We start from the raw sequence: 23,030 nt of genomic DNA, 5'->3' as shown, positions 1-23,030 counted from the left end.
CTCCATGCCGTCCACCAGCCCAGCCCCCGTTCACGATCCGGGAGGCACCCTCCACCTGCGCCCTCACGGGGCGACAGTGCTCTGTGCGGTCGTCGGGCTGCTCGGTCTCGGTCTTGCCATCGACGCAGTAGTCCGCGCGGGCTGGCAGGGTGTGCTGACCCTGCCGGTGCTGCTGCTGATCATGGCGCTGGTGTGGATGGTGCTGTGGGCACCGCGGGTGGTCCTCCACGAGGACTCCGTCGAGGTGCGCAACATCGTGGTCACCCACCAGATCCCCTTCGCGATGATCGAAGAAGTGCGGGTCGGCGCGATGCTGCGCCTCGAGACCGCGGGCCGCGACGGCACGACGAAGACCATCACCGCCTGGAACGCCCCGGCGCTGAGCCGGGATGCGCCCTGGCGGCGGCAGGCACAGATCCATGAGCAGGATCTGCGCGGCCGACGGCTCACCCCGCAGGAGCGCCTGGTCAACGACCAGCAGTCCAGCCGGTCCGCCGTGATCAAGCTGCGCTGGGAGCGCTGGCAGGACCGCCGCGAGGGGCAGCCGGGACAGCCCGCGCTGGACCGCGCAGCCGGGACCGACGCTGACACCGGCGCGGTGATGACCACGCGGCCCAACATCGTGCAGATCGCGGTGGTGGCGGTGTTCGCGGTGTTCGCCGTGGCGCGCATCGTGCTGTGAGCCACAGAGCCTGCTGACGCGGGCACCACACGCTCTGCGTGGCACAGAGAAGGGGCCGAACCGCTGCTGCGGTCCGGCCCCTGCTCTTGAGAGTTCGTCGATCAGACTGAATCTTCCGCCTGGTCTCCTGTCCCTCGCAAGCTCGCGATACGTCGATCAGGCCTTGATACCGACCTGGGTCCAGTCGGTGGTCTCGAACTGCGAGGCACCGGTGTTCACGACGCCGTTCTTCACCGCGAAGATGATCGGAGTCGCGTAGAAGGGGATGACCACGAAGGACTCGGCGATGATCGTCGAGATCTCATTGGCGACCTTGCGACGCTCCTCCTCATCGAAGGCACCCTTGATCTGCTCATTGAGCGGCCCGAGGCGATCGTCGGCGAAGCCGGTGTAGTTCTGACCCGACTCGAGCGGGTACATGAGGTTCACCGAGGAGGTCTCGGGGAAGGCGGTGCCCACCCACGAGAAGGTCACCATGTCGAAGGACTTCGGCATGACGTAGTCGGGGAAGTAGCCGTCGGACGGCACCGTCTGCAGCTCGACGTTGAAGCCGATCGCGTTGAGGTTCGTCTGCACCTGACGGGCACGGTCGGAGTTCGACTTGGTGTCCGCGGGAATGATGACACTGAGGTCCAGCCCCTTGCCGTCCTTGGTGCGCTTGTCGCCCTCGAGCGCCCAACCGGCCTCGTCGAGGATCTTGCCCGCAGCCTCGGGGTCGAAGGTGAGGCTGCCCATGGACTCGTAGGAGTCCTGGTAGCCGTCCTGGCCGGGCATGTAGACGAAGTTGTCGACCAGCACGATCGGGGCCTCGAGCGGGCCCACCACGGCGCGGCCGATGGCGTCGCGGTCGATGCCACGAGCCATCGCCTCGCGGACCTTGACGTCCTCGAGGAGGCCGTCGCCGCCATTGACGTTGATCGTCAGGTGCGTCCAGGTCAGGCCGTTGGTGGCCTGGATGGTTGCATCCGAACGGGTCTTCGCCTGGCTGAGCACGTCGCCGGTGCCGACTTCGAGCCAGTCGATCTCGCCGTTGGCGAAGGACTGGGGCTGGGTGGTCTGGTCGACGACCTGGAAGATGACGGTCTCCAGCTTCGGCGCACGACCCCACCAGTGCTCGTTGCGCTCGAGGGTGACCACGCCGCCGCCCTGGTCCATGGTCCCGACCTTGAAGGGGCCCTTGCCCGGGGTCGGGCCATCGGCGAAGCCGGTGTTGAAGGTCTCCGGGTCGGCGTACACCGACGCCGGGGACACGGGGTGGAGCACGGTGATCCAGTCGATGAACGGGCTGGAGAATACGATCTCTGCGGAGTACTCGTCATCGGTCTGGGTGATCGACTCGATCTGGTCCCAGCCCACGGTGGAGACGACGAGGAACTCCTCGTTGGTGCCGTTCAGCGCCTTCCACTGCGCGATGAGGTCCTCGACCACGATCGGGGTGCCGTCGTCCCACTTCCCGTTCGGGTTGAACTTGACGGCGATGGTCTGCGGGTCCTCGGAGGTCATCTCTGCGGACTCGATGTAGTCGGGGTTCAGCGACTTCTCACCGGTCTCGGAGAGGATGAGCTCGCCGCCACCTCCGCAGGGGTCGGCGATGTCGGAGGTGTCGGCGTTGTTGCCGTCGACCTGGCTGCGGTTCCAGTTGGCCGGGAAGGTGAGGATGGCCTTGCGCAGGGATCCACCGTCGGGGACCTGGTCGTACTCCATGCGCTCCCAGGCGGTCGAAGGCAGCTCCCCCTGTTCCTCCGCAGCCTTGTCGTTCTCCTCAGCAGCCTGCGACTGCTGCTCCTCCTCGGTGGCCTGGCCGCCGCACGCGGCGAGGGCGGCGGCGGAGCCGACCACGCCGGTTCCGGCGAGGAAAAGACGACGAGTGCTCGTGATCTTCATGGGTTTCTCTCTTCCTGGGTGAGATGTGCTGCTCGGCACGGGGTCTCGGGGTCGTGGGGTGGGTACTGCGGTTCTGGGGGCGCTGGACGCGGCGCGTCAGTCGCCGGGGGTGGGGGACAGGGCGGAGATGTCCACATCATCGAGCCGATGGATCTCCTCGACGTGATGGCAGGCCACCTTGGACTTCCCGTGCACGATCGCTGCCGGATCATCGCCGAGGCACTGCGCCTGGCGGGTCTCGTCGAGCATCCGGAACAACGGGCAGCGCGAGGCGAAGTTGCAGCCGGGGATGTCCTCGGTGGGGCTGGGGAGGTCTCCCGTGAGCAGGATCCGTCGGCGTTCACGCTCGATCGTCGGATCCGGCACCGGCACCGCGCTCATGAGCGCACGGGTGTAGGGGTGACGAGGGGTCTCGTACACCTCCTGCACCGGGCCGTACTCGACGATCCTGCCCAGGTACATCACCGCGATCTTGTCGGCGATCTCCCGGACGATCGCGAGGTCATGCGCGACGAACAGATAGGACAGTCCCATCCGGTCGCGCAGATCCTCGAGCAGGTTGACGACGCCGGCCTGGACCGAGACGTCGAGGGCGGAGACCGGCTCGTCGAGCACCAGCACCTTGGGGTTGGTGATCAGCGAGCGGGCGATGCCGATGCGCTGGCGCTGACCGCCCGAGAACTCGTGCGGGTAGCGGTCGGTCATCTCCGGGTCCAGGCCCACCAGCTCGAGCATCTCCACCACGCGGCGGTCGCGTTCGGCGCGGGGGACCTTATGGACCGTCAGCGGCTCCGCGACGATGTCGCCGACGGGCATGCGCGGGTCCACCGCCGCCATCGGGTCCTGGAAGACGATCTGCACGTCCTGGCGCATCGCCAGCCGTTCGCTCCGGGAGAGCGTGCTGACGTCCTTGCCCGTCACCTCGAGGCTGCCGCGCTGCGGGCTGACCAGCTCCATGATCTCGAGCGCGGTGGTGGACTTGCCCGAACCGGACTCGCCCACCAGGCCCAGGGTCTCGCCCGGCAGGACTTCGAAGTCCACTCCGTCGACGGCCTTGACCTTGCCGACCACGCGGCGGAACACCGACCCCTTGTACAGCGGGAAGTGACGGATCAGATCCTCTGCCCGGACCACCGGCTCCAGGCCGGTGGAGTCCTTGACCGCACGCTCCTCGTGCGGGGGGCGCGGGAAGATGTCCGAGGGCTTCAGAGTGCCCGCAGCGATCTCGTCGGACCGGTGGCAGGCGACCTCGCGGCCGTCGCCGAGCTCCGCGAGGAGCTCCGGCTCGGTGGTGCGGCAACGATCCTGGACCGCCGGGCAGCGATCCGCGAACGGGCAGCCCACGGGCAGGTTCGCGAGGTTCGGCGGTCGCCCCTCGAGAGGCACCAGCCTCTCCTTGCCAGCGGTGAGCATGTTCGGCACCGAGCGCAGCAGGCCCATCGTGTACGGCATCCGCGGGGAGTGGAAGACTTCCTCGACGGGGCCCTTCTCGACGAGCTTGCCCGCGTACATCACGGCGACGCGGTCCACATTGCCGGCGACCACGCCGAGGTCGTGGGTGATCAGCACGACGGCTGCGCCGGTGACCTCCTTGGCCTTCTGCAGGACCTCGAGGATCTGCGCCTGGATGGTCACATCCAGCGCGGTGGTGGGCTCGTCCGCGACGATCAGCGCCGGGTCGTTGGCGATCGCGATCGCGATCATCGCGCGCTGGCGCATACCGCCGGAGAATTCGTGGGGGAAGGCTTTGACACGACGCTCCGCCGCGGGGATCCCGACGATCTTCAGCAGCTCGACGGCGCGCTTCTCCGCGCTGCGCTGAGGGATGCTCTTGTCGTGGAGGGTCAGCGCCTCCACGATCTGCTGGCCCACGGTGTAGACGGGCGTCAGCGCAGAGAGCGGATCCTGGAAGATCATCGCCATCTCGCGGCCGCGCAGCTTCGACAGCGCACGGTCGCTCATCCCCAGCAGCGACTCACCGCGGAAGGTGATGTCGCCGGTGATCTTCGCGGAGGACGGGAGCAGTCCCATCACCGCGAGGGAGGAGACAGACTTCCCGGAGCCGGATTCGCCGACGATGCCGAGGAACTCGCCCTCGTCCACGGTGTAGTCGACGCCGCGCACGGCGCGGACGCCGCCCTTCGCGTTCGGGAAGGTGACGGTCAGGTCCTTGACCTGCAGCAGTGGCTCAAGCACGGTTCACCTCACTGGTGGGGTCGATGGCATCGCGCAGGGCGTCGCCCACGAGCGCGACTCCGGTCAGCAGGGCGATCAGGAACGATGCGGGGATGATGAACAGCCAGGGCCGGGAGACCGCAGCGCCGGTGCCGTCCTGCAGCAGGGTTCCCAGGGAGACGTCTGGAGCCTGGATCCCCAGGCCGAAGAAGGACAGCGAGGTCTCGGCCAGGATCGCGCCGGCGACGCCGAGGGCGCCGTCGATGATCAGCAGCGAGGCGACGTTGGGGATGATGTGGCGGCGCAGGATGGTCGGGGTGCTCACGCCCATGTAGCGGGCGGCCTTGACGTACTCGCGCTCCTTGAGCGACTTGGTCTGGTTCTTCACGATCTGGGCCATGATCATCCAGCTGAACAGGCCGATCGCGATGACCAGCAGGCCCCAGGCGGGCATGAAGCCGAGCCACTGGATCGCGCCGGGCAGGTTGCTCGGATCAGCGATCGCGGGGGAGACGATCATCAGGACGTAGAAGACCGGCAGCACCAGCAGCAGGTTGATCAGCCAGTTCGTGAACATCTCGAACGGCCCGCCGAGATAGCCGGCCAACGACCCCATGACCGCCGCGACCAGCGTGGCGGTGGGGGCCGCGAGGAAGCCGATCAGCAGCGAGGTGCGCAGCGCCGAGGTCATCGAGGCGTACAGATCCACCCCGATCGCATCCGTGCCGAAGAAGTGCTGCGCGCTCGGCGGGGAGTTGAAGTTGAACGAGTCCTGCTGACCCTGGGTGTAGATGTTGAAGAAGTCGCCGAAGAGGGCGAAGGCCACGATCGCGGCCACGATCGCGCCGCCGATGTAGAAGTTCGGCTTGCTCTTCAGACGGCGCCATACCAGGCGGCCACGAGAGATCGGGCGGTGCGCCTGCTGCGGCGAGGCGGGTGAGCCACCGGCCGAATCGGCGATCAGGCTCGCCGTGGGCTCGATGTCCTCGGCGAGATCGGCGCTGTGGTCAGCGGGCTGCTGTGCGTTCATCGACATGTCAGACCCTCACTCTCGGGTCGAGCGCCGCGTACAGCACTTCGGACAGGGTGGAGCTGAACAGCAGCAGGATCGCGGTGAAGCAGACGTTGCCGGCCAGCGCATTGACGTCGGAGGTCTGGACGGCGACGATGCCGTATTTCCCCATGCCCTCCCACGAGAAGATGATCTCGAGGAACGCCGAGCCCGCGACCAGGGTGCCGAAGCTGTAGGCGAAATAGGTCGACATCGGGATCAGCGCGACGCGCACCCCGTGCTTGACCAAGGCATGGTTGCGGGTGGCGCCCTTCGCCCGGGCAGTGCGGATGAAGTCGCTGCCCAGCACGTCCAGCATCAGCGAGCGCTGATAGCGGGAGTAGCCGGCCGCGCCGAACAGCATCAGCGCGATCGTGGGCAGCAGCAGATGCACGAACCCGTCCCATAGCTGGGGGAAGAACCCTGTGATGCCAGGCGTGTAGGACCCGGTGAAGCGGATCACCTGGAAGCCCAGCAGCTGGTTGAAGTTCGTCGCCAGGATCATCAGGATCACGCCGCCGACGAAGGTCGGGGTCGAGATCAGGATGAAGGAGGCGTAGGAGACGATCTGGTCGGATGCCTTGTACTGCCGCACCGCGCCCCAGACGCCGAGGGTGACGCCGAGGAGCGCAGCCAGCAGAGCGCCCAGCAGGAGCAGGCGGAGGCTGGTCCCGGCGCGTCCGACGATCTCGTTGATGACCCAGTTCCCCTGGAGGTCCTGACCCAGCTTCTGCGAGAGCGGCTCGAACAGGACGCGTTCGATCCACCACCAGGTGCGCAGCAGCACCGGGTCCTTGTCGTTGACGCCGTAGGCGCTGAGGATGCCGTCGACCGACTCCTCGGGGATCGGAGGGTTGACCCCGAGGTAGCGCCGGCGCGGGTAGAAGAAGAGGCTCGCGGCGATGTACGAGAACACGGTCGCGATCACCGTGAGGATCAGGTAGTTGACGAACCGCCGCAGGATGTACTTGGTCATGCACGGACTCCCGAGATGAGATTCGGGATCATCGCACCGGGGACGCCGAGCATCCGGGCGCCCTCACGGCAGCTCAGACGACTCCAGGCAGACGAAGGTGATCGCATCGTCAGAATTCCTCACATGATCGGTGCTCGGTCCGCAACCGCGCGGGTCCTCTGAGCAGGTTTCTGCACTGTAGGTCACTCGGACACGCATCTTCGCGCCGGGATCGGCTCCATGGCCGAATCGTTATCCACCTGCCACAGTGCGTGGCCGTGGGGGAGACTACCTCACATGGTGGAAAGACATGGAGATTTCGAGAGGTCTGTGCATATCGAAGGTTCCCGAGCGGTCACTTCGCCCGGCACAGGGGAGCGGCCTTCGCCCGGGGCGGCACGGCGACCGGAGTCCGGACGTGGACGCGGGCTGCCGGACATCGGCGACCTCGCGATCGCACCGGCTGCGGAGGTGGCGGCGGGGCTCCCGGAGCGCTACCTCCGCCAGATGCGCCTGCCGCAGCTGGGCGCCCTCGGGCAGCGGCGGCTTGCCGCCTCACGGGTCGCGGTGATTGGCGCCGGCGGCCTCGGAGCGCCGGTGCTCTCCTATCTGGCCGCGGCCGGGATCGGGGAGATCACGGTGTTCGATCCGGATACCGTTGACACGACCAACCTGCACCGGCAGGTGCTCTTCGGCGATGCGGACGTGGGCCGCTCCAAGGCGATCGCCGCGGCAGAACGGCTGCAGGCGCTGAACCCGGAGATCTCCGTGCGGGCGGAGGTCGAGACGGTCACCCCCGCCAATGCGCTCGAGAAGCTCTCCGGCCACCATCTCGTGCTCGATGGCACCGATAACTTCCCCACCCGCTATATGGCCTCCGACGCGTGCGAGATCCTCGACCTCCCCCTGGTGTGGGGATCGATCCTGGCGTTCTCCGGACAGGTCAGCGTGTTCTGGGGAGCGAGCGGCCGCGGGGTGACATACCGCGACGTGCACCCGGTCCCGCCCCGGCCCGGGGAGGTCCCCAGCTGCTCCGAGGCCGGAGTGCTCGGGATGCTGTGCGGGGTGATCGGCGCGACCATGGCGATGGAGGCGGTCAAGGTCCTGGCCGGCCTCGGGGACGTGCTCTTCGGCCGCCTCGCCCTCTATGACGCGCTCCGCGCCCGCTGGGACGAGCTGCCGCTGGCCCGGGACCCGCAGCGCCTCGCGGTGAGCGAGGTCGAGGACGTGATGGTGACCTGCGGGCTGCCGGGGCCGACGGGGCCCGCGACCGATGAGCTCACCGTCGCCGAGCTGCCGGCGCTGCTGGCCGCCGGGGTGCGGGTGATCGACATCCGGGAGGCTCATGAACTGGCCGGCGGGATGGTGCGCGGCGCCGAGCACGTGCCGATGGCCGAGCTGCTCGCGCAGCACGGACCGACGGACTCGTCGAGCGCGTCAGCGGCGCTTGAGGGCACCGTGCTCTACTGCGCGGCCGGCTCACGTTCGGCGAGCGCGCAGCAGGTGCTGGCGGGGAGGGGCATCTCCGTGCGCTCGCTGCGCGGCGGCTTCGGCGCAGTGGAGGGCAGCGGGATCGCGGTGACGCTGCCGGAGTGACTGCGCCGCCAGAGTGACTGCAAGGTCGCGCTCGGAGTGCGCCGCGAGAGGGTTCACCCTCCGGCGAAGGGCGGGAGCACATCCATCCGGTCGCCGCCAGCGAGAACCTGGGTGCGGTCCGTGCAGGCCACGGCGTTGATCAGGAAGCTCGAGCGGCCGATCACGCGGGCAGCCTCCGCGGAGGCATCTGCCAGCAGCGCGTCCACGGCGTCCTGCACGGTCGCCGCCCGGACGGTCGTGGCGTCGGCCCCGTATTCGGCGGCGGCCCCCGCGAACAGCCGCACGGCGATGCGCGGTGCGGTGGCGGGGGAGCCCTCGGTGGTCCCGCCGGTGGTTCCCTCGGTGGTGATGTCGATGCTGGTCATCTCGTCCTCTCTCAGCCGCCGATCGCGCTCATCGGGCGCTCCGGCTGCACGAAGTCCTCGCGGTCCATGCCGTGACCGGCCTTCTTGCCCCACTGGGCGGCGCGCCAGATCTCGGCGATGGTCTCGTCCTCGGCCCCGGAGCGCAGCGCGCCGCGCAGATCCGTCTCCTCACGGGAGAACAGGCAGGTGCGTACCCGGCCCTCGGCGGTGAGGCGGGTGCGTCGGCAGTCGGCGCAGAAGGGCCGGGTGACCGAGGCGATGATGCCGACCCGTCCGCGATGGCGACCGGTGGCGCGGTCCTCGACCTCGAACAGCTCCGCCGGTGCACCGTTCCGGGCCTCGGCCACCGGGGTGAGGACGTAGCGGGGGGCCAGCAGTGCCTGCATGTCGCCGGCGGTGAGCATCGAGCTGCGGTCCCAGATGTGGTCCGCATCCAGCGGCATCTGCTCGATCACGCGCAGCTGCAGATCCCGGTCCAGGCACCAGTCCAGCAGATCAGGCAGCTCATGGTCGTTGACGCCGGGCAGGAGGACAGCATTGACCTTGATCGGGTCGAGCCCGGCCTGCCGGGCACCCTCGATCCCGTCCAGCACCCGGTGCAGCAGCGGGCGTCGGGTCAGCCGCTCGAAGGTCTCGGACACCACGGAGTCGAGGGAGACGTTGATCCGGTCCAGCCCCGCTTCGCGCAGTGGTGCGGCGCGATGGTCCAGGCCGATCGCATTGGTGGTCAGCGAGATGTCCGGGCGCTGGGGGAGCGCGGCGACGCCCGCGATGATCTGCTCGAGATCGGGGCGGGTCAGCGGCTCGCCGCCGGTGAAGCGCACCTGGTCGATGCCCAGGCGCTCCACCCCGATCCGCACCAGGCGCACCACCTCGTCCACGCTCAGCAGCTGATCCTTCTTCAGGAACGTCATCCCGGACGCGGGCATGCAGTAGGTGCAGCGCAGGTTGCAGAAATCCGTGAGCGAGAGGCGGAGGTCCGTCGCCTCCCGGCCGAACCGGTCGGCGAGAGCAGGCGTGTCAGGACGGTCCGAGGTGTCGGGCAGCTCGGACGCGGTCTCGTCGGTCCTGCGTGGTGTCGGCATCCCCAGCGAGATGCGGCGCGATGCCATCTGCTCACCCCTTTCCGTCCGGGCCCGGCGACGCCGGGATGTCGCTCCAGGATAGGGGGCGCACCGGCGCGGGGGGCAGGGACCTCGGACGCACACCGGTCGCAGGGGCGGTGCGGTCCGGTCGGCACGGGCGCCGTGGCGACCTCCGCGGCGCCGGGGCTGGACCCGGCGCGCCATACTGGTGAGGCGTCACGGAGACGCCCGAACGTGCAGACGGGAGCGAGTGCAGATGTCCGGTGCCCAACGGATCCCCCTGGCCGATCATGTGGCCGATGCCGTCGCCCTGCTCGGCAGCATCCGCACCACCGAGGTGATCCCTCTGGACGGCCGCGCGGTGGGGCGGGTCGCCGTCTCGGAGCGACGTGCGCTGGTGGACGTCCCCGGTCACGACAATTCTCAGATGGATGGCTTCGCCCTTGCAGCGGGTGACCTCGAGGGGCCTGGCGTGCGCGTGACGCTCCCGCTGGGGCCGACGATCGCCGCTGGGGACGAGCCCGCCGTGCTCGCACCCGGCACCGCGCGAGCGATCATGACCGGTGCACCCATCCCGGCGGGCGCGGAGCTGGTGATCCCCGTCGAGGAGAGCGCCGAGGGGCGCTTCGCAGCTGCCGAGAGTGTGCCTGCTCAGAACCCGGCCGCGACGATCACGCTCACCCCCTCCTCCATCATGACCGGCCGGTTCGTGCGCCGTCGCGGCTCCGACACCCGCCGCGGGGACACCGTGCTGCGCGAGGGCCGCCTGCTCACCCCGGCCCGGATCGCCCACCTCGCCGCCTGCGGGGTGGGGGACGTCGAGGTCGACGTCCCGCTGCGCACGATGGTGCTCTCGACCGGCACCGAGGTGCAGTCCCGGGACCCCCGGAACAGCGGAGCGCCCGCCCCCGGCGGCGTCTTCGACGCCAACGGTCCCGGGCTGGCAGCCGCCCTCACCGACGCGGGAGCCGAGGTGGTGCACGTCGGTGCGGTGCCCGACGATGCCGACGCCCTGCTCACGCATCTGCGCCGGGAGATCCGGGCACTGAACATCGATCTCGTGGTCACCAGCGGCGGGGTGAGCATGGGCGCCTTCGAGGTGGTCCGCCACGCGGCCGGGCGCGACGGCGTCACCCTCGCCTTCCCGAAGGTCGCCCTGCAGCCGGGCGGCCCCCAGGGCATCGGCTTCCTGGACGTGGACGGGCGCCGGGTCCCCTGGCTGGCCTTCCCCGGCAATCCCGTCTCCGCGCTGCTGAGCTGCGAGCTGATCGCCCGGCCGGCCCTCGGCGCACCCGCTCGTCGTCGGCTGCAGCTGGCGGTGCAGCTCGAGGCCGAGGAGTCCTCGCCGCCTGCGGTGGATCAGTACCGTCGGGCCCGGGTGCTGCCTTCGGGCCGGGTGCGCCTGGTGGGCGGTGCCTCCTCCCACCTGATCGGCGGCTATGCGGCTGCTGATGCGTTGGTGCTGGTCCCGCGCGGTACCAAGACCGTGCGTGACGGCGACCAGCTCGAGACCCTGCTGATCCCTGGAGGAGACTCATGAACGACGTCGCTGCCGACGGCACCACCGGTGACCTGTCCCATGTGCGTGCGGACGGCTCCGCCCACATGGTCGACGTGACCGACAAGGCTGTCACCTCCCGAGAGGCGAGCGCCCGAGCCGTGCTGCGCACTCGGCCCGACGTGGTCGCCCGCATCGCCGAGGGGAACCTGCCCAAGGGCGAGGCCCTGGCCACGGCTCGGATCGCCGGGATCATGGGCGCCAAGCGCACCCCGGAGCTGATCCCGCTGTGCCATCCGCTGCCGCTGTCCGGAGTGGAGCTGGACCTGGTGCCTCGCGAGGACCGGGTGGAGATCACCGCGCGGGTGCGCACCAAGGGCGTCACCGGGGTCGAGATGGAGGCGCTGACCGCTGCCACGGTGGCCGCGCTGACCGTCTACGACATGATCAAGGCCGTGGACCATCTCGCGACCATCGAGGGCATCCAGGTGCTCGCGAAGTCCGGCGGCAAGAGCGGTGACTGGACGCGTGAGTCGGCGGCGCGCCCGGAACCCGCGGGGCAGGACGGGACGGCAGGACGCCCGGGGCTGCCTGCGGGACCGGGGGCGGACCGCTGATGGTGAAGCACATCCCGGCCCGTCGCACCGATGAGGACTGCACCGTGCGCGAGGATTCGGCGCCCGCGCCGCTGCTGAAGGGCAGCGCCCGGGTGATCATCGCGTCCACCCGGGCAGCCGACGGCACCTATGAGGACCGCACCGGCCCGCTGCTGGTGCAATGGCTCAGCGAGCGAGGCCTCCAGCAGGTCCAAGCGCGCATCGTCAGCGACGGACCCGAGGTCGGAGCCGCCCTCGCCGAGGCGATCGCGGAGGGGATCGACATCGTCGTCACCTCCGGCGGCACCGGCATCAGCCCTACCGACGTCACCCCCGAGCAGACCGCCCCGCTGATCGAGCGCGAGATGCCCGGCATCCTCGAGGCGGTGCGCCGGCTCGGAGCCCGGAAGATCCCGACCGCGCTGCTCAGCCGCGGACTGGCCGGCATGGCCGGGCGCAGCTTCGTGGTGAACCTTCCCGGTTCCCGCGGGGGAGTGCGCGACGGAATCGAGGTGCTCGACCCGATACTCGACCATCTGCTGGAACAGCGCGACGGAGGCGACCACGCATGAACGGCACTGGACCTACCGGGACCACTGGAAGCACTGGACCTACCGGAACCACCGCGGACCCGACCCGTGGCACCACGCCCTTCGGCACTGCATCCTCCGGAGCCGCACCCTCCGGCACCACACCCTTTGGCACTGCGCCCTTCGGCGCCGCGCCTTCCGGCATTGCGGCGGAGCAGCTCCGCATCGCTGGGGATCCCGCGATGGGCGACGGCGCAGAACGGGCCCGGCTCGCCGAGGTCCGCCGGGACGAGATCACGGTGGCTCAGATGATCCAGGCGGTGACCGATCCACGCTGCGGCGCCGTGGTCACCTTCGATGGAGTGGTGCGCGACCACGACGGCGGGCGGGGCGTCGAGCGCTTGGAGTACTCCGCCCATCCCACCGCCGGGGAGGTGATCGCCCAGGTCGCCCGGGAGATCGCAGAGCGTTATCCCGATATTCTCATCGCCGTCGCCCACCGGTTCGGTCCGCTCGAGATCGGCGACTCCGCGCTCGTCTGCGCCGTCGCCGCACCGCATCGCAAGCAGGCCTTTGTCGCCTGCGACGAGCTGGTCGACACCGTCAAGCAGCGGGTCCCGATCTGGAAGCACCAGGTCTTCGACGACGGCGAGAGCGAATGGGTCGGCGCGCTGGGCTGAGTCCGGCCAGCAGGCCCTGGGCTGAGTTCGGCCAGCAGGAGGCGCCCGTCGGCGCACTTCGCGGGCTTCACCTGCCGGACACCCGCGATGGCTACGGTGCTCCCATGCGCATCCTGCACCTGACCGACACCCATCTCTACGGCGATCCGTCGGCCCGCCATTACGACCGCATCGACACCACCGCCGCCCTGGCCGGCGTGCTGACCCGCCTCGAGGGCTTGCGCGACATCGATGTGGTGGTCCACACCGGGGACGCCTCCGAGGACGGCACCGCGGAGAGCTACCGCCTGCTGCACGAGATCCTCGATCCTTTCGCGGCGTCGCTCGGGGCGCCGCTGGTCGTCGTGATGGGCAACCATGACGTCTCCAGCGTCTACAGCGAGGAGATCGACCCCGGTCAGCACCTCGCCTCCCGCCAGGACCGGGTGGTGCAGGTGGGCGGGGGCGGCCGCGTGGTGGTGCTGGATTCGAGCGTCCCCGGGGCCGGCTACGGACACCTCGAGCCGGCACAGCTCCAGTGGCTGCGGGACGTGCTGGCCGAGCCCGTCGCCGCCGGGACGGTGCTCGCGATCCATCATCCCCCGCTCGTGGGAGCGACCACCCTGCTGCGCGGACTGGACCTCGACGGGCTCGACGAGCTCGCCGCCGTGCTCGAGGGGACGGACGTGCGCATCGTGCTCTCCGGCCACTACCACCACGAGATGAACGGGGCGATCGCCGGGATCCCGGTCCACGTTGCCCCGGGGATCACCAATGTGGTGGACCCCGTCACCGCAGCTGCCAGCGAGAAGGCGCTGGCGCTGTCCGGCGCGAGCGTGGTCGAGCTCGGCCAGGGTGCGCCGCGGGTGTTCAGCTCTGTGTTCCCGAACCTGGGGGATACCGCAGAAGACGCCGAGGTCCCCGTCTACCGCTTCAGTCCCGAGCAGGTCGCGCAGATCGTGGAGGCTGCAGGGCGCTGAGGCTACAGGGCGCTGAGGCTGCAGGGCGCTGAGGCGGAGCATCCGGACGGACCCGACCTGACCCGGGAGCGGAGTCAGCATCGGCCCCGGGGATGAACCAGCATCCGGACACGAAAAAGCCCCTGCAGACGAGTTCTGCAGGGGCTTCGTGAAGATGCTCGGGTGGCGTCAGCGACCCATGCCGAGAGGGCTGATGCCCTGGCTGGAGCGAGCGCGTGCCACTGCGGCGTAGTCCCCGCCGAGGCGGTTGTTCGGCACGGCGTTGTGGCGCTCGACGTCCTGTCCCTGCATGCGTTCGGAGAGTCGGCTCAGTGCGGAGCTGAGAGAGCGGAGGAAAGTCATGATCGGGGTCCCCTTCGGTTCGGAGTGAGGTGATCGGCCGGGCCCTGGATCGCAGGTGCCTCGACGTCATCGATACTTCTGTTATAACGCGCGGCCGGGCGGCTCCGCATTCACTCCGACCGCACAAGTTGCCAGCCTCACAAAAAGTGTGTGACCTGGTGCTCGTCCTGCCGACACGACCCGCCGACATGACCCGCTGACAGGAGAGGGCCCCACCCATGCGCGACTGGCTGCTGGAGCGGTTCCTGGCTCGGCTCTCGGAGCGGGGGCCCGGCGGCGGCGGACGGCTGCCCCGCTGGGTCCGCGCGCTCCTGGACGAGACCTTCCTCTGGGTGGCGCTCGGACAGCTGCTCCTCGCCCTGGGAGTGCGTCGCTCGAGCGTGCGCCGGCTCGCCGTGGTCCAGGCGACCCTCGACGAGGCCCGGGAGGTCTTCGGGAAGGCCGGATACGTGATCCCGCGCCTCGAAGGCATCGAGACCGATCGGGACCTGGAACGCCTCGAGGACGCGATGAGCCGCTTCGAGTCCCGGGAATTCACCGAGGAGGAGCTCAGTGCCATCCTGCCGGCCCCGCACGCCGTGCGCTGGGCCCGCGAGGCGGGCACTGTCGTGCTCGACCTCCTCGAGGAGACGCTGGGTCGGCTGCGGACCCTCAGGATCCGCACCGAGCTGATCGGCATCGACCATCGTGCCGCCCGCTCCTGGATCGTGGCGCTGCGTGAAGTCCTCGCCCGTTCCGATCTCGACACGGCTGCTGCTGAGGGATATGCGGCCCTGGCGAAGAGTCTCGAAACGCACGAGGGGGAGGGCCTCTTCGCCGCCTCGGAGCTCGAGACCAGACCTCGCGCACCGGGCCTCGGCGAGATGGGGCGCCTGGTCGGAGTGATCCGGTCGATCCCGCGCGAGACCCTCGATCGCCTGCTGCCCCTGCGCGTGCTCTCCTCCCGGGTCGTGCTGACCGCTGCGATCACCAAGGGGCTCAAGCTGCTCCGGCAAGACTGGGTTCCTCCGGGGGAGCGGCCTGATCCCGTCGAGGACGCGGAGGTGGCCCGCCATCAGGACTACCAGCGCCGCTGGCGACGGGCCCACTCGACGTTCTTCCGAGAGATCGATGAGCGGGATGCGCGTCCCGGCGCGCGACGGGCGCTGATGGGGTCCACGGCGATCCTGTGGGCGCTGAGCCTGGTGGTCCTCGGCTGGCTCCTGCTGTGGTTCCTCGGAGCCGGTGGGGTCGACCTGCCGGGAATCCTCGGTCGGTCCGCGGAGCTCCCGCCGCTCTGGCCGGGGCCGACGGTGCTGGTGCTGATCGCCGTCCTGCCGCTGTCGTACTGGACCGGATGGCTCGCCCCGATCGATCAGTCCGAACTGGTGCAGCCGGGGATGCGCACCGTCGCCGACGCCACGCCCGCTCGCCGGACTCGGGTGACGGCAGCGCGCTTCGGCTCGGTGATCTCCAGCCTGCTGTTCTTCCTGCCGTTCCTGGTGGCACTCCTGATCGATCCGAAGGACACCTTCCCGTGGGACGCCTTCGGCCCATGGCGGAACGAGAAGCTGGACGTCGGGTGGTGGGCCGTGTGGGCGCTGGCCCTGCCTGCGGCGGCCACGATCCTCGGCGGAATCGCCGGCTCGGTCCGGGGTGAGGCGCGGGCAAGGACCCTGCGGCCGAAGCTGGGATAGAGCCGAAACCGGGCCGCGGGACGACATCGTTCTAGCACTCGTCTTGCATGAGTGCCAGCGAGGGTTCTACAGTGGGGCTCGTTGGCAGTCGACGGCCGAGAGTGCCAGAGACTGCCGCAGAGGGATCTTCCCCCGGTCGGCACCGCGACGACGATCGGGAACGGATCCCCACCACCCAGAACTCAAGCAGAGTCATCTCTTCATGAAGGAGTGAGCCGCATGTCGGTCTCCATCAAGCCCCTCGAGGATCGCGTCGTCGTCAAGCCGCTCGAGGCGGAGCAGACCACCGCCTCCGGCCTGGTCATCCCGGACACCGCGAAGGAGAAGCCCCAGGAGGGCGAGGTCGTCGCCATCGGCGCCGGCCGCTTCGACGATAACGGTCAGCGCGTCCCGATGGACGTCAAGGTCGGCGACAAGGTCGTCTTCTCCAAGTACGGCGGCACCGAGCTGAAGTACGGCGGCGAGGAGTTCCTCGTCCTCGGCGCCCGCGACATCCTCGCAATCATCGAGAACTGAGCGGACTGAGCTTTATGGCCAAGGAGATTATCTACAACGAGGACGCCCGGCGCGCCCTCGAGCGTGGCGTCGACAAGCTCGCCAACACCGTCAAGGTGACGCTCGGCCCCCGCGGCCGCAACGTCGTCCTCGACAAGAAGTGGGGCGCACCCACCATCACGAACGACGGCGTGACCATCGCCCGTGAGATCGAGCTCGAGGATCCCTACGAGAACCTCGGCGCTCAGCTCACCAAGGAGGTCGCGACCAAGACCAACGACGTGGCCGGCGACGGCACCACCACCGCCACCGTCCTCGCCCAGGCCATCGTGCACGAAGGTCTGCGCAACGTCACCTCCGGCGCTGCCCCGGCAGCGCTGAAGCGCGGCATCGAGAAGGCCGTCGAGGCGCTCTCCGAGAAGCTCGGCGAGATCGCCACGCCGGTCGACGGGAAGGCCCAGATCGCCTCCGTCGCCTCCGTCTCGAGCCAGGACACCGAGATCGGCGACCTGCTCGCCGAGGCGTTCGACAAGGTCGGCAAGGACGGCGTCATCACCGTGGAGGAGTCCTCCACCACGGCGATGGAGCTCGACTTCACCGAGGGCATGCAGTTCGACAAGGGCTACATCTCCCCGCACTTCGTCACCGACGCAGACCGCCAGGAGACCGTCCTCGAGGACGCCCAGGTGCTGCTGCACCAGGGCAAGATCTCGGCCGTGGCGGACATCCTGCCGCTGCTGGAGAAGGTCGTCGAGGGTGGCAAGCCGCTGTTCATCATCGCGGAGGACGTCGACGGCGAGGCCCTGTCCACGCTGGTCGTCAACAAGATCCGTGGCACCTTCAAGGGTGCAGCGGTCAAGGCTCCCGCGTTCGGCGATCGCCGCAAGGCGATGCTGCAGGACATCGCGGTGCTCACCGGCGCCCAGGTGGTCACCTCTGACCTCGGTCTGGATCTCAAGACCGTCGGCACCGAGGTGCTCGGCCAGGCCGGCCGCATCGTCGTCACCAAGGATTCGACCACCATCGTGGGCGGCGCTGGCGATGACCAGGCCGTCGCCGATCGGGTCGCGCAGATCCGCGCCGAGATCGAGAACACCGACTCCGACTGGGATCGTGAGAAGCTCCAGGAGCGTCTCGCGAAGCTGGCTGGCGGTGTCGCCGTGATCAAGGTCGGGGCTCACACCGAGGTGGAGCTCAAGGAGAAGAAGATGCGCATCGAGGACGCGGTCTCCGCGACCCGCGCTGCGATCGAGGAGGGCATCGTCTCCGGTGGCGGAAGCGCCATCGTCCAGGCGTCCTCCATCCTTGAGGACGGCCTCGGCCTCGAGGGCGATGAGGCTGTCGGCGTGCGCGCCGTCGCCCGCGCCGTCGTCGAGCCGCTGCGCTGGATCGCCGAGAACGCCGGCCTCGAGGGCTACGTCGTGGTCGAGAAGGTCCGGGAGGCCGCTCTCGGCACCGGCCTGAACGCCGCGACCGGCGAGTACGTCGACCTGGTGGCAGCCGGCATCATCGACCCCGTCAAGGTCACGCGCTCCGCCCTGCGGAACGCCGCCTCGATCGCGGCCATGGTGCTGACCACCGAAACCCTCATCATCGACAAGCGCGACGACGAGGACGAGTGACCGCTCGACAGAGCATCGACTGATCAGCTGATCAGCTCGCACCGAACGGGCGGGTGATCCGGGGAGACCCGGGCCACCCGCCCGTTCTGCATGCCGGGCCCGTTCTGCATGCCGGGCCGCGTGACATCGGCCGTGAGCGGACGACCTCCATCGCGGCGACCGCCCCCGCATGTGAATGTTGGGATGGGTCATCGTTGCTGGTGAGGTACGGGGACTGCGGCGCGTCCGAGGTGTGGCGAGCCGCGTCTGAACCATGTCTCCTGGACGTAAGATGGGCTGAATCACAACCAGGGCGACGGTCGGAGGAGAAGTGGTGATCAGTACACCGGATGTCGCGATCCCGGCGCAGGATGGAGACCTCCCCACCCGCACCTACGGGCCCCCCGCCTCTGTGGTGATCGGTTCCCTCGTGGTGGGCTTCGTGTTCCTGGTGGTGCTCGAGTTCCTGGTCATCATCAGCTTCGTCGGCCAGAGGCTCTGGAACCACCCTGAGCTGATGCACGATCTCGTGTTCACCCTGCCGCTGCTGATCTGGGTGCTGATCGCCGTGACGGTGACCGTGGCGGTGCTGCGGGTGATCACCTCCTGGCTGCAGATCGATGAGGACGGCTTCGAGCTGCGGAGCCTGTTCCGGCGTACGCGGAAGACCAGCTGGGACGAGGTCGGGCAGGTCATCGCGGCGCGTGACATCGATCGCGGTGCGAGCGCAGCGGAAGCGCTCGATGCGCCCGAGACCGCCTACGACGGTGTCTACATCCTGGATCCGCAGGGGCGCCGGATCCTTGCGGTCACAAGCCGCTTGTTCGGTCAGCGGGCCCAGGCGATGACGCTCCACCGTGCGCGGGAGGCTGGAGTGGACATCGTGCACATCGACGCCATCACCCCCGCTGAGCTGATACGCCAGGCGCCGCAGGCGATGACCTTCGTGGATCGCCATCCCAACCCGCTGCTCCTGGCGCTGCTGCTGTTCTACATCGGCCACAACGTGCTGACCTTCATCGTGTGGGGGCTGTGAACGCAGTCTCCGAAGGGCCAGGCCCGGGAGCCAGTTCTGGAACCGGCTCCGGAGCCGACGCCGGATCCGGCTCCGGCCACGACCTCAGTACTGGAGCGCCGGCTGAGGCTGCTGTCCGGCCCGGGCGCGCGGCACGGAGGCGCGCCCGTCGACGCCCGCCTCCGCTCCCGCAGCGCGAGGGCCTGGACGCCGTGCGCTGGCGGGTGCCACAGGACGGGACCTCAGCTGGTCCCGCTCTCGAGGCGCTCAGCAGACGATTCCCGGCGCTCGGCGATCCGGAGGCTACCCCGCTTCCCGCTCGGTTCGCCGCCGGAGAGATCGTCGACTCCGAGGGCAGGGCATGGGGTCCGCAGGACGCCCTCAGCCCCGGGGACGAGCTGTGGTTCCATCGCGAGCTGCGCCCCGAGCAGGTCCCCCCGATCGAGGTGAAGATCCTGCACCAGGATGCGCACCTGCTGGTCCTCGACAAACCCCACGACATGGCCACCATGCCCCGCGGCGCGCACATCCTGGCCAGTGCGCTGGTGAGGCTGCGCCGCCAGACCGGTATCGAGACGCTGGTTCCGCTTCACCGGCTGGACCGGCGCACGGCCGGGGTGCTCGCCTTCGGGATCCGCCCTGAGGAACGCGCCGGATATCAGCAGCTGTTCGCCCGCACGGAGGTGGACAAGGAGTACGAAGCGCGGATCCTTCCCTCGATCTCGTCGTCCCTGCCGATCCTGCCCGGGGAGAGCTGCCGGCTGCAGGATCATCTGGTCAAGCGACGCGGCGAGCTGACCGCGCAGGTTCTGCCTGGTGAGATCAATGCTGAGAGCGACGTCGAGGTGCTCGGCGCAGAGACAGGGGAGGCCGACGGAGTGCTGAGGGTGCTCCTGCGGCCGCGCACCGGACGCACCCATCAGCTGCGCATCCAGCTCGCCTCGCGCGGTGCACCGATCCTTGGGGAGGACCTCTACTGGCCAGCCCAGAGGCCTCAGCCGTCCTCACAGGTCTGGCCTGAGCAGCTGCCCTTGCAGCTGCTGGCGCGCCGCCTCCGCTTCCTCGATCCGTTCACCGGCGCGCAGCGGGACTTCCACAGCTCCCAGGTGCTTCCGGCGGGGTCTCGTACCCTGGGGCAGTGACCGTCCCCCGCTTCCCCGAGCCCGCCGATCCGGATCCTTCACCGCGGCGCACCCGGGCAGGTGCAGTGATCGTCGGTCCGACTGTGCGGGCACGCTATACGCCGGGTGCCCTCATCGGCCTGCCGCTGGTCTCGCTGCTGCTGAGTCCCTTCGCGGGGGCCGGGATCCAGCAATGGCGCTACTCCCGGCTGCGCGACGGGCAGGATGGCCTGCTCGAACAGCTCCTCGCCCCTGCCTGGGTGCAGCTGCTGCTCGGCGCCGCGATGCTGTGGGTGCTGTTCGCGCTGTGGGCACTGGTGCCGCTGCTGCTGACGCAGCGTGTGGTGCTGCTGGACGAGGACCAGGGGAGCGTCGCCCTGCGCAAGGGCCTGCGCATCATCCAGCGGGCACCGGTCTCACAGGTCGATCATGCGGTGGGGGAGGCGGAACGCGGCGGAATGGCCCTGATCGGGATCCGCACACCGGGCGGAGTAGGTCAGCCCGTGCAGCAGTGGGTGATCCCCGAAGTGGGCTGGGACGCCGCCTCGTTCGACGGTCTGCGCGTCCTGCAGGCGGCGGCCGGCCTGCGGCCCGCCCCGCCCAGGGCCGAGCTGGTGCGGGAGAACCGTCGGGTACGTCGGGCCCGCTCTCACCGCGAGCTCGCGGACCGCCTCGGCATGCCCTGGCGCGAGGAATACGAGCACGACGATGCCGCATTCCAGGCCGAGTTCGATCGGGTGCGCCGGGTGCTCGGCGGCAAGGAGCAGGCCCGCGACGCGGACCCGAGGCCCTGAGCCTCGCTCAGAAGATCGCGCGCAGGAGCAGGACCACCACGGCGCCGATGCCGGCGGCGGCCGGAAGGGTGATGATCCAGGCCAGGAAGATCGGCCGCATCAGCTTCCAGTTGGCCGCGTGGTTCACCATCCCGACGCCGAGCACGGCGCCGATCAGGATGTGCGTGGAGGAGACAGGCAAGCCCAGCACCGAGGCCAAGAGCACCACGGTGGCTGCGGCGAGCTCGGCGGCGAATCCTGAGGAGGGGTGCATCGCGGTGAGCCCGGTGCCTACGGTGTGGATCACCTTGCGTCCCACGAACCAGAGCCCGGAGACCAGGGCGATGCCGAAGGCGATCAGCGCCGCTGTGGGGACCGCGGCCTCCTGCGAGATCACCCCGGTGCGCAGCACGTCGAGGACGGCCACGAAGGGGCCGATGGCGTTGGCGATGTCGTTGGCGCCGTGGCTGAAGGCGAAGGCGCACGCGGTGAAGACCTGCATCCAGCTGAACATGATGAAGGTCGCCCGCGAGATCGACTGCTTCTTCAGAGCGCGGGCGAAGACGGTCGTGGCCATCCAGACGCCCAGGGCGAGCATCACGAGCAGCAGCACCCCGCTGCCGGCCGAGATGTCCAGGCCCACGTTCTTCAGACCCTTGAACACGAGCATCGCCGCGAGCAGCACAGCGGCAGCCGCTGCGAGTGGGGGGACCCGCTTCTCCAGTGCGTGGTAGGCAGCGCGTCGCTCGACCTTGCGGGCCGCCTTGCGCTCCTTCTTGGACAGATGCGAGGCGTGCTCAGCGAGCTCCGCGCCCGGCCCGCCGGGGGTGAGATCCAACGCTGCGGACTCGGCGAAGGCGCTCTGCTGGAGTTCGGAGACTCGCTCGTAGCCGGGCACGTGGCGGCTGGGACCGTCCTCCGAGTCCTCGTCGTCCTCGTCGTCGTCGTCCTCGTCGTCGTCGTCCTCGGCGTCGTCGAACCCGCGTGATCCCAGGGCGATGGCTCGCGCGGCGGGCGCCAGGATGTGGCGCTTGATCGCTCCGAACAACAGGTACGCAGACACGCCGCCGAGCAGCGGCGAGAGGATCCAGGAGATGGCGATCTTCCCGATCTCGCTCCACTGCACCATCTCGAAGCCGCCGGTGCCGGTGACGATGCCGGTGGTGACGGCGGCGCCCACGATGCCGCCGATGATCGCGTGGGTGGTCGAGACCGGCCAGCCCATCCTGGTGGCGAGCAGCAGCCACACGGCCGCGCCCAGCAGGGCGGCCATCATGATGAAGGCGAAGGACAGCGGGTCCATGTGCATGGCGCTGATGTCGACGATGCCGCTGCGCACGGTCTCGGTGACCGAGCCGCCCGCGAGGACCGCGCCGGAGACCTCGAAGACGGCGGCGACCACGAGCGCCTGCTTCATCGTGAGCGTGCCCGCCCCGACGCTGGTGCCGAAGGAGTTGGCGACGTCGTTGCCGCCGATGTTGAACGCCATGAACAGTCCGAAGGCGACCGCCAGGATCAGCAGGAAGGCGTTGGTCCCGGTGCCGGTGTGGGCGAATGCCCAGATGGTGAAGGCGACAACGGTCGCCGCCGTCATCAGACCGGCGCCGAGGTGCCAGTTGCGGTCGGGGCCGAGGAAGCCCGTGGAGGGAGGGGCATCAGTGGTCTTCTGAGCGGGCGTGCCAGGCATCGTCGAGTTCCCGGGGATGAGGAGGATGGGGGAGGGGCCGCGCACGTGCTGGCGCTCGGACTCCCCGACAGGGCCGCCGCCACTGTAGGCCGTCAAGGGCTCCGGGGTGAACATCCGTCGAACATCACGAGACCAGCTCGCCCGAGATCACAGAGCCGGGACCTCGGGAGGTGATCGATCGCTCGCTCCTGCTCCTGCCTGCGTGATCCCGCCCACCGCCAACATCGGCGCAGGTCAAGGAGCGAGATGTTGGTCCTGCCTGTG

General features: G+C 69.3%; 21 protein-coding genes. 13 read left to right on the top strand and 8 right to left on the bottom strand.

Features of this window, described 5'->3' with window-relative positions:
* Positions 1–4: 4 nt before the first annotated feature.
* The gene (locus tag ACT3SQ_RS02100; protein WP_441443381.1) at positions 5–682 is read left to right on the top strand and encodes a PH domain-containing protein; all 678 of its coding nucleotides are present in this window, start codon (positions 5–7) and stop codon (positions 680–682) included.
* A gap of 156 nt (positions 683–838) precedes the next feature.
* On the opposite strand, the gene ACT3SQ_RS02095 is transcribed toward ACT3SQ_RS02100, so the two are convergent.
* From ACT3SQ_RS02095 to ACT3SQ_RS02080, 4 genes are all read right to left on the bottom strand, one after another.
* Complete coding sequence (locus ACT3SQ_RS02095; protein ID WP_441443380.1) at positions 839–2,566, bottom strand: ABC transporter family substrate-binding protein; 1,728 nt, start codon at positions 2,564–2,566, stop codon at positions 839–841.
* A 96-nt stretch (positions 2,567–2,662) separates the two neighbouring features.
* Positions 2,663–4,762, bottom strand: a complete 2,100-nt coding sequence (locus ACT3SQ_RS02090) for an ABC transporter ATP-binding protein (protein ID WP_441443379.1) — start codon at positions 4,760–4,762, stop codon at positions 2,663–2,665.
* Positions 4,755–5,777, bottom strand: a complete 1,023-nt coding sequence (locus tag ACT3SQ_RS02085) for an ABC transporter permease (RefSeq protein WP_441443378.1) — start codon at positions 5,775–5,777, stop codon at positions 4,755–4,757. The genes ACT3SQ_RS02090 and ACT3SQ_RS02085 overlap by 8 nt, the downstream gene beginning before the upstream one ends.
* A gap of 1 nt (position 5,778) precedes the next feature.
* On the bottom strand, positions 5,779–6,768 hold the full coding sequence (locus ACT3SQ_RS02080) for an ABC transporter permease (protein ID WP_441443377.1): 990 nt from the start codon (positions 6,766–6,768) through the stop codon (positions 5,779–5,781).
* Between the two features lie 486 nt (positions 6,769–7,254).
* Here ACT3SQ_RS02080 and ACT3SQ_RS02075 point away from each other — a divergent pair, with 486 nt between their 5' ends.
* Complete coding sequence (locus ACT3SQ_RS02075) at positions 7,255–8,343, top strand: ThiF family adenylyltransferase (RefSeq protein WP_441443376.1); 1,089 nt, start codon at positions 7,255–7,257, stop codon at positions 8,341–8,343.
* A gap of 53 nt (positions 8,344–8,396) precedes the next feature.
* On the opposite strand, the gene ACT3SQ_RS02070 is transcribed toward ACT3SQ_RS02075, so the two are convergent.
* Together ACT3SQ_RS02070 and moaA are read right to left on the bottom strand one after the other, a co-directional pair.
* The gene (locus tag ACT3SQ_RS02070; RefSeq protein WP_441443375.1) at positions 8,397–8,708 is read right to left on the bottom strand and encodes a MoaD/ThiS family protein; all 312 of its coding nucleotides are present in this window, start codon (positions 8,706–8,708) and stop codon (positions 8,397–8,399) included.
* An 11-nt stretch (positions 8,709–8,719) separates the two neighbouring features.
* Positions 8,720–9,820 (bottom strand): GTP 3',8-cyclase MoaA, encoded by a 1,101-nt coding sequence (gene moaA, locus ACT3SQ_RS02065; RefSeq protein ID WP_441443374.1) that lies wholly within the window; start codon positions 9,818–9,820, stop codon positions 8,720–8,722.
* A gap of 229 nt (positions 9,821–10,049) precedes the next feature.
* On the opposite strand from moaA, the gene ACT3SQ_RS02060 reads away from it, so the two are divergent.
* The 5 genes from ACT3SQ_RS02060 to ACT3SQ_RS02040 all read left to right on the top strand — a co-directional run bounded on the left by ACT3SQ_RS02060 (position 10,050) and on the right by ACT3SQ_RS02040 (position 14,056).
* A complete protein-coding gene (locus tag ACT3SQ_RS02060) occupies positions 10,050–11,333 on the top strand; it encodes a molybdopterin molybdotransferase MoeA (protein ID WP_441443373.1) in 1,284 nt (427 codons plus the stop codon).
* Positions 11,330–11,908, top strand: a complete 579-nt coding sequence (gene moaC, locus ACT3SQ_RS02055) for a cyclic pyranopterin monophosphate synthase MoaC (protein ID WP_441443372.1) — start codon at positions 11,330–11,332, stop codon at positions 11,906–11,908. The genes ACT3SQ_RS02060 and moaC overlap by 4 nt, the downstream gene beginning before the upstream one ends.
* A complete protein-coding gene (locus ACT3SQ_RS02050; RefSeq protein WP_441443371.1) occupies positions 11,908–12,459 on the top strand; it encodes a MogA/MoaB family molybdenum cofactor biosynthesis protein in 552 nt (183 codons plus the stop codon). Before moaC ends, ACT3SQ_RS02050 begins: the two co-directional genes overlap by 1 nt.
* A gap of 200 nt (positions 12,460–12,659) precedes the next feature.
* Positions 12,660–13,097: a molybdenum cofactor biosynthesis protein MoaE gene (locus ACT3SQ_RS02045; protein WP_441443497.1), complete on the top strand. Its 438-nt coding sequence runs from the start codon at positions 12,660–12,662 to the stop codon at positions 13,095–13,097.
* A 104-nt stretch (positions 13,098–13,201) separates the two neighbouring features.
* Positions 13,202–14,056, top strand: a complete 855-nt coding sequence (locus ACT3SQ_RS02040; RefSeq protein ID WP_441443370.1) for a metallophosphoesterase family protein — start codon at positions 13,202–13,204, stop codon at positions 14,054–14,056.
* Between the two features lie 168 nt (positions 14,057–14,224).
* Here ACT3SQ_RS02040 and ACT3SQ_RS02035 read toward each other — a convergent pair whose 3' ends face one another.
* Positions 14,225–14,398, bottom strand: coding sequence for a hypothetical protein (locus ACT3SQ_RS02035; RefSeq protein ID WP_444501755.1), 174 nt, complete (start codon positions 14,396–14,398; stop codon positions 14,225–14,227).
* 218 nt (positions 14,399–14,616) lie between these two features.
* On the opposite strand from ACT3SQ_RS02035, the gene ACT3SQ_RS02030 reads away from it, so the two are divergent.
* From ACT3SQ_RS02030 to ACT3SQ_RS02005, 6 genes are all read left to right on the top strand, one after another.
* Positions 14,617–16,074: a hypothetical protein gene (locus tag ACT3SQ_RS02030; RefSeq protein ID WP_441443368.1), complete on the top strand. Its 1,458-nt coding sequence runs from the start codon at positions 14,617–14,619 to the stop codon at positions 16,072–16,074.
* A gap of 219 nt (positions 16,075–16,293) precedes the next feature.
* Positions 16,294–16,590, top strand: coding sequence for a co-chaperone GroES (gene groES / locus ACT3SQ_RS02025; protein WP_441443367.1), 297 nt, complete (start codon positions 16,294–16,296; stop codon positions 16,588–16,590).
* 14 nt (positions 16,591–16,604) lie between these two features.
* Entirely contained in the window at positions 16,605–18,191 is a 1,587-nt protein-coding gene (gene groL, locus ACT3SQ_RS02020; protein WP_441443366.1) for a chaperonin GroEL, read from the top strand.
* Positions 18,192–18,504: 313 nt separating this feature from the next.
* Entirely contained in the window at positions 18,505–19,206 is a 702-nt protein-coding gene (locus tag ACT3SQ_RS02015) for a hypothetical protein (RefSeq protein ID WP_441443365.1), read from the top strand.
* A gap of 203 nt (positions 19,207–19,409) precedes the next feature.
* Positions 19,410–20,327, top strand: coding sequence for a pseudouridine synthase (locus ACT3SQ_RS02010; RefSeq protein WP_441443364.1), 918 nt, complete (start codon positions 19,410–19,412; stop codon positions 20,325–20,327).
* Positions 20,324–21,100, top strand: a complete 777-nt coding sequence (locus tag ACT3SQ_RS02005) for a hypothetical protein (RefSeq protein ID WP_441443363.1) — start codon at positions 20,324–20,326, stop codon at positions 21,098–21,100. Before ACT3SQ_RS02010 ends, ACT3SQ_RS02005 begins: the two co-directional genes overlap by 4 nt.
* Before the next feature lie 7 nt (positions 21,101–21,107).
* Here ACT3SQ_RS02005 and ACT3SQ_RS02000 read toward each other — a convergent pair whose 3' ends face one another.
* On the bottom strand, positions 21,108–22,766 hold the full coding sequence (locus tag ACT3SQ_RS02000) for an inorganic phosphate transporter (protein ID WP_441443496.1): 1,659 nt from the start codon (positions 22,764–22,766) through the stop codon (positions 21,108–21,110).
* Between the last annotated feature and the right edge of the window lie 264 nt (positions 22,767–23,030).

The organism is Brachybacterium sp. AOP42-C2-15 (assembly GCF_052377065.1).
Classification (GTDB): Bacteria; Actinomycetota; Actinomycetes; order Actinomycetales; family Dermabacteraceae; genus Brachybacterium.
Note: the sequence above shows the minus strand (reverse complement) of the source record. Positions and strands in the feature narration are given on the sequence as shown.